The organism is Terasakiella pusilla DSM 6293, from assembly GCF_000688235.1.
Lineage (GTDB): Bacteria > Pseudomonadota > Alphaproteobacteria > Rhodospirillales > Terasakiellaceae > Terasakiella > Terasakiella pusilla.
Genome location: NZ_JHYO01000006.1, coordinates 41,637 through 55,434, shown reverse-complemented (window position 1 = coordinate 55,434; position 13,798 = coordinate 41,637). Strand labels below are relative to the sequence as shown.

12 protein-coding genes are annotated in these 13,798 nt (G+C 51.1%); all 12 read right to left on the bottom strand.

Annotated features, from left to right (window positions below):
• Positions 1-2 precede the first annotated feature (2 nt).
• Positions 3-2,000: an acetyl/propionyl/methylcrotonyl-CoA carboxylase subunit alpha gene (locus Q397_RS0105425; protein ID WP_028878534.1), complete on the bottom strand. Its 1,998-nt coding sequence runs from the start codon at positions 1,998-2,000 to the stop codon at positions 3-5.
• Positions 2,000-2,794, bottom strand: coding sequence for an enoyl-CoA hydratase/isomerase family protein (locus Q397_RS0105420; RefSeq protein WP_028878533.1), 795 nt, complete (start codon positions 2,792-2,794; stop codon positions 2,000-2,002). Before Q397_RS0105420 ends, Q397_RS0105425 begins: the two co-directional genes overlap by 1 nt.
• Before the next feature lie 11 nt (positions 2,795-2,805).
• Positions 2,806-4,419, bottom strand: coding sequence for a carboxyl transferase domain-containing protein (locus Q397_RS0105415; protein ID WP_028878532.1), 1,614 nt, complete (start codon positions 4,417-4,419; stop codon positions 2,806-2,808).
• A 3-nt stretch (positions 4,420-4,422) separates the two neighbouring features.
• Positions 4,423-5,034, bottom strand: coding sequence for a 2-hydroxychromene-2-carboxylate isomerase (locus Q397_RS0105410; RefSeq protein WP_028878531.1), 612 nt, complete (start codon positions 5,032-5,034; stop codon positions 4,423-4,425).
• 300 nt (positions 5,035-5,334) lie between these two features.
• Complete coding sequence (locus Q397_RS0105405) at positions 5,335-6,471, bottom strand: acyl-CoA dehydrogenase family protein (protein WP_028878530.1); 1,137 nt, start codon at positions 6,469-6,471, stop codon at positions 5,335-5,337.
• Positions 6,472-6,506: 35 nt separating this feature from the next.
• Entirely contained in the window at positions 6,507-7,697 is a 1,191-nt protein-coding gene (locus Q397_RS0105400) for an acetyl-CoA C-acyltransferase (protein WP_028878529.1), read from the bottom strand.
• A gap of 57 nt (positions 7,698-7,754) precedes the next feature.
• Positions 7,755-8,927, bottom strand: a complete 1,173-nt coding sequence (locus tag Q397_RS0105395) for an isovaleryl-CoA dehydrogenase (protein ID WP_028878528.1) — start codon at positions 8,925-8,927, stop codon at positions 7,755-7,757.
• 149 nt (positions 8,928-9,076) lie between these two features.
• Positions 9,077-10,816 carry a methyl-accepting chemotaxis protein gene (locus tag Q397_RS21240; protein WP_051609741.1) on the bottom strand — a complete coding sequence of 580 codons (1,740 nt, stop codon included), beginning with the start codon at positions 10,814-10,816 and terminating at the stop codon, positions 9,077-9,079.
• Positions 10,817-10,941: 125 nt separating this feature from the next.
• Positions 10,942-11,379: a PaaI family thioesterase gene (locus Q397_RS0105385; RefSeq protein WP_038012905.1), complete on the bottom strand. Its 438-nt coding sequence runs from the start codon at positions 11,377-11,379 to the stop codon at positions 10,942-10,944.
• Positions 11,380-11,389: 10 nt separating this feature from the next.
• On the bottom strand, positions 11,390-11,827 hold the full coding sequence (locus Q397_RS0105380; RefSeq protein ID WP_028878526.1) for an acyl-CoA thioesterase: 438 nt from the start codon (positions 11,825-11,827) through the stop codon (positions 11,390-11,392).
• Between the two features lie 87 nt (positions 11,828-11,914).
• Entirely contained in the window at positions 11,915-12,307 is a 393-nt protein-coding gene (locus Q397_RS0105375; protein ID WP_028878525.1) for a MerR family transcriptional regulator, read from the bottom strand.
• A 68-nt stretch (positions 12,308-12,375) separates the two neighbouring features.
• Positions 12,376-13,791 (bottom strand): magnesium transporter, encoded by a 1,416-nt coding sequence (mgtE, locus tag Q397_RS0105370; protein ID WP_240475030.1) that lies wholly within the window; start codon positions 13,789-13,791, stop codon positions 12,376-12,378.
• Positions 13,792-13,798: the final 7 nt, after the last annotated feature.

The following is a 13,798-nucleotide window of genomic DNA, read 5'->3' as shown; positions in this document are numbered from 1 at the left end:
CTTTACTCACTCTGAATTTTTAACAGTTCGACACCTTCTTCAAGCTGATCACCTGCATTGAAGAAGATATCCTGAACCACACCATCCATGGGCGCATAAATCGTGTGCTCCATCTTCATGGCTTCCAGAATCATCAGCGCATCGCCTTCGCTAACCGCTTGGTCTTTTTCAACCATCACAGCCACCACTTTCCCCGGCATCGGGGAGGTCAAAGACCCGCTGGCCTCTGTCATACCGTCAGCCGCAGCCAGTGGGTCAAACAGTTTCAGCGCATGGGCACGACCATGAACCAAGATATCCAGAGTCTCCCCATGGCGCACCACGGTTGCTTTCATCCGGCGACCGCCCAGGTCTGCCAACAGATCACCGTTGGCGTCACGGACACCACGCACCAGCACGTCATCATTGGGCAATTCCATCAAGAAGCCATCGTCGCGATAATGACAGGTCACCGTGATAATGTCTTCATTATTAACGAAATAAAGTTCGTGATGGTTGTCATCATTCATGCGGAACCCACAGGTGGAGTTCCATGGGCTGAACGGATCACCCGACCAATCTGCCGCGGCCTGCGCCTCTTCCTCACGGCTGAGGAACACGTCCAGACAAGCCAAGGCAAGCGCATCATCCGTCACATTTTCACGATCCGGGAACAAGTCATTTTCATGACGCGCGATAAAGCCCGTATCCACATCAAAGTTCACAAAAGCGGGATGCGCGGCAACCGTCGCCAGAAACTCAATGTTGGTCGTCACACCGACAACCTGATATTCGTTCAAGGCTTTACGCAGGTGACGCAATGCCCCTTCACGGGTGTTGGCCCACACGATCAGTTTTGAGATCATCGGATCATAATGAATGGAGACTTCATCCCCTTCACGCACGCCCGTATCAATGCGCACATGGGCACTTTCCTGCGGCGGACGCAGATGGGTCAGTTTCCCCGTTGCCGGCAAGAAGTCATTGTCCGGATCTTCTGCGTACACACGCACTTCGATGGCGTGACCATTGATGCTCAGGTCATCCTGCTTGCGCGGCAAGGGCTGACCAGCCGCCACACGCAACTGCCATTCCACAAGGTCTTCACCGGTGATCATCTCCGTGACCGGATGTTCCACCTGCAAGCGGGTATTCATTTCCATGAAGTAGAAAGACCCGTCTTCATCCAGCAAGAATTCAACCGTCCCTGCACCTTCATACCCGATAGCACGCGCGGCGTTGCAGGCGGCTTCCCCCATTTTATGACGCAAATCATGGGTCATCAGCGGGGCGGGCGCTTCTTCAAAGACTTTCTGGTGACGACGTTGAACAGAACAATCACGTTCAAACAGATAGACCACATTGTCATGCTGATCGGCAAAAACCTGAATTTCCACGTGACGCGGTTTTGTCAGGTACTTTTCAATCAACATATGGTCATCGCCAAAGCCTTTCATGGCTTCGCGTTTTGCCGCATCATAGGCGCTTTCGATCTCTTCTGCTTTCCAAACGATCCGCATGCCTTTACCGCCGCCACCAGCAGCCGCTTTCAGGATCACCGGATAGCCCATCTTTTCGGCTTCCGCGCGCATCAGATCGATAGATTGTTCATCGCCATGATAGCCCGGCACCAATGGCACATCGGCTTTTTCCATAATCGCTTTGGCCGCAGATTTGGACCCCATGGCTTCAATTGCACCAACTGGCGGGCCGATGAAGATAATGTCATTTTCTGCCAACGCCTTACAAAAGGCCGCATTTTCCGACAAGAAACCATAGCCCGGATGGACCGCTTCGGCACCGGATTTTTTACAAACATCAATGATCTTATTGTAATCAAGGTAGCTCTCAGCCGCCGCAGCCCCACCGATGTGATAGGCCTCGTCCGCCATCGCCACATGCATGGCGCCTGCATCTGCATCAGAATAGACCGCCACGGTTTTAACGCCCAAGCGACGCGCCGTTTTAATCACGCGGCAAGCGATTTCGCCACGGTTGGCAATCAGGATTTTACTAAACATTATTCGTTCCCCTTAACCCAAGACGGTTTTCGTTTCTCCAGAAAAGCGCCAAGGCCTTCTTTCCCTTCCACGGATGCGCGTTGAGTGGCGATCCGTTCGGCAGTATCTTTGATCACATCCGCATCCACAGGACGGTTGTAGACCGCAAAGATTAAATCCTTACAGGCTGCGACAGACGCCGGACCATTGATCATCAAGTTCTCGATTAGCCGCTCAACAGCTGCGTCCAGTTCATCCGCACTCACGACCTCATGCAACAGGCCAAAGCGCAAGGCTTCATCTGCCTTGAACCGTTCCGCTGTCAGCATATAGCGGCGCGACGCGCGCTGCCCCATGGCATTGACCACGTAAGGTGAAATCACCGCCGGGATCAGCCCCAGCTTAACTTCCGACAGGCAGAAGCTGGCATATTCAGACCCCACAGCCATATCACAGGCCGCAACCAATCCAACACCGCCACCAAAGGCCGCGCCCTGGACTTTCGCAATCGTCGGCTTTTTGAGGAAGTTTAGCGTTTCCAGCAACCCGCCAAGGCCCATGGCATCGGCGAAGTTTTCCTCATAGGAATAAGCCGCCATGCGCTTCATCCAATTCAGGTCGGCACCGGCAGAAAAGCTTTTCCCTTCTGCTGCCAGCACGACGACGCGCACGGCCTCGTTACTTTCCAGTTGCTTTAACTTAGCCGTCAAATCCGCGATCATGGCGTCATCAAAGGCGTTGTGCATCTCCGCACGGGTCATGGTCAGGGTTGCGACACCGCGTGCATCAATATCAATTCTTGACGTTTCAGACATCCCTAGCCCCCTTACATTCTAAACACGCCGAACTTGGTCGGCTCGATTTGTTTGTTCAGGGCGGCAGACAAGGATAGACCCAGCATCATGCGGGTATCGACCGGATCAAAGATCCCGTCATCCCACAAACGGGCGGAGGCATAATACGGATGGCCTTCGACTTCATATTTCTCACGGATCGGGGCTTTGAAGGCTTCTTCCTCTTCAGCCGACCATTCCTGACCATTACGTTCCATCCCATCACGTTTGATGGTGGACAGAACGCCCGCGGCTTGTTCCCCCCCCATGACGGAGATACGGGAATTCGGCCACATGAACATAAAGTTCGGGGAATAACCGCGACCACACATGGCATAGTTACCCGCCCCAAAGGAGCCACCGATCACGCAGGTGATTTTCGGCACATTCGCGCAAGCTGTAGCCGTCACCATCTTGGCACCGTGTTTGGCGATCCCTTCCGACTCATACTTACGTCCGACCATAAAGCCGGTGATGTTCTGCAAATACAGCAGCGGAATACCGCGTTGGGCGCAAAGTTCAATAAAGTGCGCACCTTTTTGGGCACTTTCAGAGAATAAGATACCGTTATTCGCCACAATCCCGACCGGATAGCCATAAAGATGGGCAAAACCACAGACCAATGTCGTACCGTAAAGTGCTTTAAATTCATCAAAGCGCGATCCATCGACGATACGGGCAATCACTTCACGGATATCAAACGGCTTTTTCGTATCTGCCGGAATGATGCCATACAGTTCCTTAGCATCATACAGCGGCTCTTCCGGCTCGCGGATATCGAGGTTTGGATTTTTCACACGGTTGAGGTTACGCACAACCTGACGGGCCAAGGACAAGGCGTGACCATCATCTTGTGCATAATGATCTGCAACGCCAGAGACCTTACAATGCACATCCGCACCGCCCAAATCTTCGGCGGTGACAACTTCACCCGTTGCCGCTTTTACCAGCGGTGGACCACCCAAAAAGATGGTGCCTTGTTCTTTTACAATGATACTTTCATCAGACATGGCAGGCACGTAAGCGCCACCCGCCGTACAAGACCCGTGCACCACCGCGACCTGCGGGATGTTTTGAGCGGACATATTTGCCTGATTATAGAAGATGCGGCCAAAGTGATCACGATCAGGGAAGACGTCATCTTGACGCGGCAGGTTCGCCCCACCGGATTCAACCAGATACACACAGGGCAGATTGTTCTGCATCGCGATCTCTTGGGCGCGCAGATGCTTTTTAACCGTGATCGGATAGTAAGACCCGCCTTTAACGGTGGGGTCGTTTGCCACGATCATACATTCCTGACCTTCAATGCGCCCGATGCCAGTGATCACCCCACCAGCGGCGACCACGCCATCTTCCGGGTACAACTCCCACCCTGCAAGCTGGGATAGCTCAAGGAAAGGCGAGCCCACATCCAGCAAGCGACGGATCCGTTCGCGTGCCAGCAACTTGCCGCGGCGAATGTGACGTTCGTTCGCTGTTGTCCCGCCGCCTTTTTTGACAGTGGAAATTACTTCGCGCAGGTCGTCCACTTGTTTTTGCATGGCTTCTGCGTTGGTCTTGAACTCATCAGACCGGGTGTTGATCGACGTTTTTAAAATGCTCATGGTTTATGACCACTTCCCCTGTTGGAGCCAATCACGGATCATGGGCAAACGGTCCCACCCCCAAAAACGTTCACCATCAACGATGAAGTAGGGAGAACCGAAGACACCGCGATCAATCGCTTTTTGGCCTTCTTCAATTAATCTGGATTTAACGTGTGCATCCTGCACCGCTGTCAGGAATTCTTGTTTATCGATGCCGCATTCGCTGGCGACTTCCGCCGCTTCCTCTGCCAGCCAGACAGGTCTTTTATCGGCGAAATAAGCTTTATAGGCCGCTTTGGCATAAGTCTTGGCAAGGTCCGTCCTGCCTTGATCCATCAGCCAGTAAAACGCCCGTGGCGGCGCGAGAACAGCGGTCGGGAACTTATCCGGCACTGCCCACGGTGTTCCCGTGTAGGCGCTGATCCGTTCCCAGTCATACATGCAGTATTCGCCCTTTAAAGGGACTTCACGCAGCGGCACGGATCCGGTCTTGGCAAAGGCTGTACCCAGCATATAGGGCTTCCAAATGACCTCGCGATCAAATTCCTTGCCCAGTTCATCAATCTGGTTTGCCGCAAAATAGCCATACGGACTGCCAAATTCGAAATAAAATTCGATTATCTTCTCTGACATTTTTGCCGTTCCCTGCCTGTGCCGAATTGATTTCGACTTTATGGATCATTGCGCCAATTGCCTGTGGCTTCAACCGTTATGTTTAAAAACACAACACCAGCGCCTCATTTGGCGAAGGCTGGGAAAGGACAACGGAATTCCCCTCTCCCAGCACCTTTTTTAACTACATATGTAGACTATCGTTTTTATCGGGTCATTTGAACGTCAGGTAATATCCGTAGATCTAACTTTTAGGACGCTCAAACGTTAACGAATTACCTTAATAAAAACAAATCACTACATACCTAGCAGATGGTCAAATTAACCATTTAAGACCGCGCGGGAGATGACAATTTTTTGCACCTCGCTGGTCCCTTCATAGATTTGGCAAATCCGCACATCACGATAGTATTTTTCCACCGGAAACTCCGATGAATAGCCATACCCTCCAAAAATCTGGATGGCATCTGAACAGACCTTTTCCGCCATTTCAGACGCAAAGACTTTTGCCATGGACGCTTCCTTCAAACAGGGCATTTCCGCATCGCGCAAAGCGGCTGCGTGCATGACCATCTGACGGGCGGCATGGATTTGGGTGGCCATATCGGCTAATTTAAAGCCAATAGCCTGATGTTGCGCAATCGGCTTGCCAAAAGCTTCCCGATCTTTGGCATAATCCACAGCAGCATCCAGTGCCGCACGGGCCATGCCCACACATTGGGACGCAATCCCGATCCGACCACTCTCCAAATTGGACAGGGCGATCTTGTAGCCCATGCCTTCTTCGCCCAACAAATTTTCAACCGGAAGACGCATATCTTCAAAAACGATCTGCGCCGTATCCGATGCCTTTTGCCCCATCTTATGTTCAAGGCTGGAGACAATGTAGCCCGGTGTATCTGTCGGCACGATAAAGGCAGAAATGCCTTTCGCACCCGCATCCGGATCCGTTACGGCAAATGCAATGAGCGTATCGCCAATTTTGCCAGAGGTGATAAATTGCTTAGTGCCGTTGAGGACATAATGATCCCCATCACGCTTCGCGCGACACTTTAACGCAGACGCATCAGACCCGGTGTGTGGCTCAGTTAAAGCAAAACATCCAAGATGCTCACCTGAAGCCATTGGTTTAAGATATTTCTCTTTTTGCTCTTTCGTGCCAAACTTTAATATTGGACCATAACCTACTGAATTATGTACAGAAAGAACCGTACTTAAAGCACCGTCTCCAGCTGAAATTTCTTCAAGTGCCAGTGCAAGTCCAACGTAGCCGATGTCCGATCCGTCATACTCTGCCGGTGCGACCATCCCCATCAAACCCAGCTCTGCCATCTCGGCAAAAATCTCCTTTGGGAAGGCCTCATCGGCCTCCCACTGGCGAGCATTGGGAGCAATGCGATCTTGTGCAAAGTTACGCACCATATCGCGGATCAATGTTTGTTCTTCACTCAGAATCATCTGTTTGACTCTATTTCCATTTCGTCAGTACTGAATTATACGATACGCTCAAACGCCATTGCGGTCGCTTCACCACCCCCGATACAGAGGGAGGCAACGCCGTTTTTCTTGCCGTATTTTTCTAGTGCAGCGAGCAAAGTCACAATGATACGGGCACCACTTGCGCCAATCGGATGACCCAAGGCACAGGCCCCACCATGAACATTGACCTTCTCTGCATCCAGATCAAGATCACGGATTGCGGCCATGGTCACAACAGCAAAAGCTTCGTTGATCTCCCACAGGTCCACATCATCTTTGGACCAACCCACTTGATCCAACAATGCCTTCATGGCGAAGACAGGAGCTGTGGTAAACAGGTTTGGTTCTTGCGCATGGGTCGTGTGACCCAGGATACGTGCCAGCGGCTTAAGACCGCGTTTTTCAGCTTCACTTTCACGCATCAAAACCAAGGCCGCCGCCCCGTCAGAGATGGACGAAGAGTTCGCGGCCGTCACAGTCCCGTCCTTGGCAAAGGCTGGGCGCAATGTCGGGATTTTGTCCGGAAGCGCCTTGCCCGGCTGCTCATCCGTGTCCACAACCACCTCACCTTTACGCGACTTGACTGTCACAGGCGCAATCTCGCCTTTAAAAGACCCGTCTGCAATCGCGCCATTGGCACGTGCCAGGGAACGGATCGCAAATTCGTCCTGCTCTTCACGGGTAAACTGATAGACAGTTGCCGTTTCTTCCGCAAAAGTCCCCATCAAGCGGCCTTTATCATAAGCATCTTCCAGACCGTCAAGGAACATGTGATCTTTCACTTCCCCATGGCCTAGACGCATGCCGCCACGTGCTTTCTGCAACAGGTACGGTGCATTTGTCATGCTTTCCATCCCGCCGGAGATCATCACGTCATTGACGCCAGCCTTCAACAGATCGTGTGCCATCATAGTGGCCTTCATACCGGACCCACACATCTTGTTGATGGTGGTTGCACCCGTCTTGAGCTCCAGCCCCCCGCCAAGCGTGGCTTGACGTGCTGGCGCTTGACCTTGACCTGCGCCAAGGACGTTACCGAAGATGACTTCTTCCACGTCGCCCGGCTTTACGCCAGAACGCTCAACAGCCGCCTTAATTGCCTGCCCACCAAGCTCTGCCGCTGTCAGATCATTAAACGCGCCCTGCATACCGCCCATGGGCGTACGTGCAGAACCGACGATGACGATAGGATCGTTGTTAGACATATTCTTTTCCTCAATCATTCTTTTTTAAAAGGCCCCTGCCGAAACAGGGGCGCTATATTATTTCGTTTCAGCAAACAGCTCGCGACCGATCAACATACGGCGGATTTCAGATGTCCCCGCACCGATTTCATAGAGCTTTGCATCACGCAACAGGCGACCTGTCGGATATTCGTTGATGTAACCGTTGCCACCCAAAATCTGAATCGCATCCAAGGCCATCTGCGTTGCCTTTTCAGCCGCATACAGGATCACACCCGCTGCATCTTTACGCGTTGTCTCCCCACGTGAACAGGCTGCGCCCACCGCGTATACATAAGCTTTACAGGCGTTCATGGTCGAATACATATCGGCGATCTTGCCTTGGATCAGTTGAAACTCGCCGATGGACTGACCGAACTGCTTACGCTCATGGATATAGGGGACAACAACATCCATACAAGCCTGCATAATCCCGGTCGGCCCACCAGCAAGAACCGCACGTTCGTAATCCAGACCGGACATCAAGACACGAACGCCTTTGTTCAATTCACCCAGAATATTTTCTTCCGGCACTTCACAATCCTGGAAAACCAGCTCACAGGTGTTGGAGCCACGCATACCCAGCTTGTCCAGCTTTTGTGCGGTGGAGAACCCTTTGAAGCCTTTTTCAATGATAAAGGCGGTGATCCCTTTTGGGCCTGCTGCCAAATCTGTTTTGGCATAGACAACCAATGTGTCCGCGTCCGGTCCGTTGGTGATCCACATCTTGTTGCCATTCAGGATATAGTGATCACCCTTTTTCTCGGCTTTCAATTTCATGGAAACAACATCGGAGCCCGAGCCTGGTTCTGACATGGCAAGGGAGCCGATATGTTCACCGGAGATCAGCTTCGGCAGGTACTTCTCTTTTTGAGCTTGATTGCCGTTGCGATAGATCTGGTTTACGCACAGGTTGGAGTGTGCGCCATAAGATAAGCCGATGGAGGCAGAAGCGCGGCTGATTTCTTCCATGGCGATGATATGTTCCAGATAGGACATACCGGCACCACCAAATTCTTCAGAAACCGTGATCCCCAACAAACCCAGCTCACCAAAACGTGGCCACATCTCATTTGGGAAAGCGTTTTCCTCATCGGTTTTTGCCGCGATCGGTGCAATCTCCTCTTTTGCGAAGTTGCTAACCATATCGCGGATCATGTCCGCTGTTTCACCCAGATTAAAGTTCAAAGAAGGATATTCTACGAAGCTCATAACTCTTTCCCATTTCCCTATTCGGTGCATTGTGATGCGTTTTAAATTCTGTAGAAAACCTATTTTACGTTTACGTAAACGTCAACTTATAAATTGTAAAAAAAAGTGAGCCGGTTAAACCTAAGCTCACTTTTTCCGCCTAAATCCGTCTAGAACCTTATATTTCCGGAAGTTCCATCACGCACATCATCCAAGAAACCTTGCACCGAACTGCGCAGCTTTTGGCTCCCGTCTTTCAATAAATTGGCAGAATCAGAGACTTTATGCGCCAACTGATCAGTATCTTCTGCTGCCTCTGCCACACCGGAAATATTCTGGGACACTTCCTCATTTCCGCGTGCCGCCTCGTGGACATTGTGGGAGATTTCGCGGGTTGCTGAATTTTGCTGATCCACCGCCGCAGCAATAGAGGCGCCATAATCATCCAACCGCGAGATCGTTTGAGCAATGCCATCAATGGCACTGACTGCGCCTGATGTCTCCGACTGGATTTTAGCAATTTGCCCGCTAATTTGTTCGGTTGCTTTTGCCGTTTGCTGGGCAAGATTTTTCACTTCACTGGCAACAACCGCAAATCCTTTCCCAGCTTCCCCTGCACGCGCGGACTCAATTGTCGCGTTGAGGGCCAGGAGATTGGTTTGTTCGGCAATACCGGTAATCAGCTTTACAATATCGTCGATTTGAGCAACCTCGCTTGCCAAGGCCTCAATACGCCCGTTGGTGTCTTGCGCTTCCGCGACCGCCACTTTTGACAATTCAGAAGATTGCGACACCTGCCTTGAAATTTCGCTAATTGACGCCGACAACTCGGTTCCCGATGTCGAAACGGCTTCCATATTTGCCGTTGTTTGCTCAGACGCTGCGCAAACCGCCTGACTTTTGGTACTGGTTGTATCCGCAGCCCGTGACATTTGGACGGACATGTCTTCCAACTGGATCAAAATTGCCGTGATTTCTTTCATGCTGCCGACCACACGACTTTCCAATTCATCAGCCATCTTCATCATGGTATCTTGACGTTGTTGACGGGCGTTCTCGTCAAGGCGTTGCTTTTCTTCATGAAGATTTTTATTTTCAATGGCCTCTTCCTTAAAGATAGCAACCGCCCCCGCCATATGCCCTAACTCGTCTTTGCGCTCTGTCCCCGGAATGAGGACATCCAGATTCCCTTGCGACAGATCAGCCATGACATCCGTCATATCCGAAATATTACGACAAATACGCAACACCGCCAAAACGACCATCAAACCGACAAGAGCCGACAGGATGATCGGCACCAAGGCAACTTTTTGCAGTAAAGCGTTTTCTGCCTTTTTATCAGACAATAAGGCCTCACCCGCGCTTAGACGGTCGGCAACAAACTGCTTAACCTGTATGGCAACCTGATCCATACCACTTTGAATACGAGCTGCAACATCATCAAAGTCGCCCATCATCTTATTGCCGCCTTCGGGGCCTTCAGCAATATAGGCCTGTGCCATTTTTTTGCCGGTTTCGTAATATGGGTCGAAGGCTTGCCCCATGGCTTGCAACGCGGCTGTCAATTCCGGTTTATTTAAAGATTTGGTCAGGCGAATTGCAGCATCCAGATTGCCCCGAAATTCCTGTGCATTGGCTTGCGCTTCATCGAAGCCATCGTTCAGCCCGTCCAGTCCACGCGTTGCAGATATATCCGTCAGCCATTGCTGCACCTGCAAGACGTTCACTTTCAAATCCTGCGTCACCGTAATCAGTGGCAAGACCTGATCTGTAATCTGCTTGGAAGAGTCTGTAATTTCATCAAAGGAAGATGAGGTCGACTGAACGTTCACAAGCAACAATGTGCTGTTTACACTCAGGAAAACGAGGATCAACGCAAAGGCGCCGATCAATTTTGTACGAATAGTCATATATGCAACTCAATTGATATCTACGCCCCTCAAGTGCGAGGGATGCGCTGCTATACCAATTGTTTCTACATTTAGATAGTCTATTCCATAAAATTTTATTTAAATCATCAATCCGAAGACTCTAATTACGCCTTTACCGCCATCAGAGTCTGTATGGCCGTGGCGCAGTGCTTCTCGCCATCCGCAGTCACTCCATACACATCAATCTGTGTAATCGTCAACGTACGACCATGCTTGATCACCCGTCCAACCCCTTTCAGGTACTCCCCCGCACCGGGGGAAATAATGTTCAATTTATATTCCACCGTCAGCATGGCCTGACCTTCCGGCAACAGCGTAAACCCAGCAAACCCGCCAGACACATCTGCCAAAGCGCCGATGGCGCCCCCATGAAAATATCCATGGTGCTGATCCAATTCCGGCTTAAAGGGGAGATGCAATTCGCAATACCCCGGCTTAAGCTCCGCCAACTCCACGCCCAAATGCTGCATAAACCCCTGCTTGGCAAAGGCATCCTGCACAAGTTGAATGTAATTATCAGCTTTGGGTGTAAACTCTGCCATCGCGCCGTCCTCACTCATCTGTTGCCAGAAAAACCAGCGCCTTAGCTGTAATGTCTTCTGGAAAATCCGATGCCTTACGCGCAGACTGATCCATATGGACGGCAAACAATTCACATTCCGCCACCAGATCACCGCCAATCGCGTCATACATCTTGTGGATCATTTTGACCTTCTTGCCGCTAAAGATCGCAAAATGGCTGTGGATGGAGATACTATCACCTGCCAGCATCTCTTTTTTATAGACCACATGGTGATCAACAGCCGCAACACCACCGTTGCGTTCCTCAAAATACTTTTTGTTGATTCCCAGCTCTGCAAACATATTCCATGCCGCATCATCAAACTTCGCCATATAGTGACGCACATTCAGGTGGCCCATATGGTCACATTCCCACTGCTGAACAACACTGCGATGTGTCAAAATGGATTTTGGGTGCGCCTGTATCATCTTTAATTCCTGCCTGTATCTGAACTTACGTTTACGTAAACGTTAACATAAAACCCTAAGAAAAGGCAGGACCAAGCCTGCCCACTTCTAACCCTGCTTTTTTTCCAGCAATGTTGAACATTGATCTTCCAACGTTTCCAGCTCCCCCAACATGGCATTGATATCCTGTTGTTGCTGGGACAACGCATCACGTCTCTCGCGGATACGATCCAAAAAGACCTGAAGCTGCATCACTTCAGAACGATCCGTATCATAAAGATCGATCAATTCCTGAATTTCCGACAAGGCAAACCCAAGGCGTTTGCCACGCATAATCAAGCGCAAACGCACACGGTCACGTTGGGAATAAATACGACGCTGACCTTCCCGTTCAGGTGAGATCAGCCCTTTATCTTCGTAAAACCGGATCGTCCGCGTTGTTATATCAAACTCTTTGGAAAGATCTGTAATACTGAATGTGGTTTTCTTTTGTTCACTCATAACGCGGCCAGATTAATTTACCTTTACGTAAACGTAAAGCATTTTCTTTCCACACTCTGTCGCTTTTCTCAAAGCAGCAACAGTGCTGCTAGCCCCAAAAAGGCAAAGAAACCGACAACATCCGTCACAGTTGTCAAAAACACGGAGGATGAAATCGCAGGATCCGCCCCAAAACGGTCCAACGCAACCGGGATCAACGCCCCTGCAAGCCCGGCCACAATCATATTGACGACCATCGCTGCCGCGATCACACCAGCCAACGCTGGATCACTAAACCACGCCCAGGTTGCCAGACCAATAAGCACAGCGAAGATAATACCGTTCACCGTCCCCACCAACACTTCTTTGCCGACAACCCTGATGGCGTTGGCAGGTGTCAATTCGTTCATGGCAATGGCGCGCACGGCGATGGTCAGGGTTTGTGTCCCCGCATTCCCGCCCATGGACGCGACAATCGGCATCAAGACGGCAAGGGCGACCAACTGTTCAATCGTCGCACTAAACATGCCGATCACCAGTGACGCTAAAATCGCCGTCCCCAAATTAACGACCAGCCACCAGATCCGCGACTTGGCAGCATCCAGCGCAGAACTATAGAACTCTGCCTGCGTCACCCCGCCCATGCGCATAATGTCTTCTTCATGTTCTTCATCGATAACGTCCAAGACGTCATCGACGGTGATCACACCCAATAGGCGCGCATCTTCATCGACAACGGGGGCCGAAACCAAATCACGGTCCCTAAAGATGAAAGCCACTTCTTCCTGATCGGTTTCGACCGGAATAGTCGTCAATTGTTCTTCCATCAGATTACCGATGCGCACCGGACGCTTGCTGCGCATCAGTTTGCTAAGCTGCACCGTCCCCAACGGGTTGAACTTCGGGTCCACCACAAAAATTTCATAAAAATCATCGGGTAGATCCACGTCACTGCGCAGGTAATCCAGCGTCTCCCCAACCGTCCAGAAAGCCGGAACGGTCACCAGATCACGCTGCATCAAACGACCGGCGGAATCCTCAGGGAAGGATAGACCTTCAAGGATAATGGAACGTTCCCCTAACGGCAGGGCGTCCAGTACCTCTTTCTGATCTTCTTCATCCAGTTCTTCGATAACGGTCAGCGCGTCATCGCTGTCCATTTCGATGAGGGCCTGAGCCACCTGACTGGCGCCCATTTCCTCCACGACCTCTTCCAGAATATCACCATCCAGTTCGGAGATGATATCCGGGTCAAAGTCTTCACCGACGATTTGGTAGACCTGCGTGCGGTCCTCGGATTTCAGCTGTTGCAGAATATCCGCGGCATCCGCGTAATGCAGGTCACCAAACAGTTCTTTGACAGCAACCTCGTCGCCTTCACGCAAATGTTCTTGAAGCTGGGAGAGATGTTCTTCCCCCAGACCAAACGCGTCCCCTTCCTCGATTTCTACATCGGGCTGAACGGTGTTGTCTTCTTCCATTTGCGTTTCAGGCTTCTCAGTCACGTTTCTT

Bases quoted from the DNA above. Each gene is read 5' to 3' on its own strand.
- Q397_RS0105380 (WP_028878526.1), bottom strand. From the start codon at position 11,827: ATGATACAGGCGCACCCAAAATCCATTTTGACACATCGCAGTGTTGTT.
- Q397_RS0105400 (WP_028878529.1), bottom strand. From the start codon at position 7,697: ATGTCTAACAACGATCCTATCGTCATCGTCGGTTCTGCACGTACGCCC.
- Q397_RS0105415 (WP_028878532.1), bottom strand. From the start codon at position 4,419: ATGAGCATTTTAAAAACGTCGATCAACACCCGGTCTGATGAGTTCAAG.
- Q397_RS21240 (WP_051609741.1), bottom strand. From the start codon at position 10,816: ATGACTATTCGTACAAAATTGATCGGCGCCTTTGCGTTGATCCTCGTT.
- Q397_RS0105385 (WP_038012905.1), bottom strand. From the start codon at position 11,379: ATGGCAGAGTTTACACCCAAAGCTGATAATTACATTCAACTTGTGCAG.
- Q397_RS0105405 (WP_028878530.1), bottom strand. From the start codon at position 6,471: ATGATTCTGAGTGAAGAACAAACATTGATCCGCGATATGGTGCGTAAC.
- Q397_RS0105395 (WP_028878528.1), bottom strand. From the start codon at position 8,927: ATGAGCTTCGTAGAATATCCTTCTTTGAACTTTAATCTGGGTGAAACA.
- Q397_RS0105410 (WP_028878531.1), bottom strand. From the start codon at position 5,034: ATGTCAGAGAAGATAATCGAATTTTATTTCGAATTTGGCAGTCCGTAT.
- Q397_RS0105375 (WP_028878525.1), bottom strand. From the start codon at position 12,307: ATGAGTGAACAAAAGAAAACCACATTCAGTATTACAGATCTTTCCAAA.
- Q397_RS0105425 (WP_028878534.1), bottom strand. From the start codon at position 2,000: ATGTTTAGTAAAATCCTGATTGCCAACCGTGGCGAAATCGCTTGCCGC.
- Q397_RS0105420 (WP_028878533.1), bottom strand. From the start codon at position 2,794: ATGTCTGAAACGTCAAGAATTGATATTGATGCACGCGGTGTCGCAACC.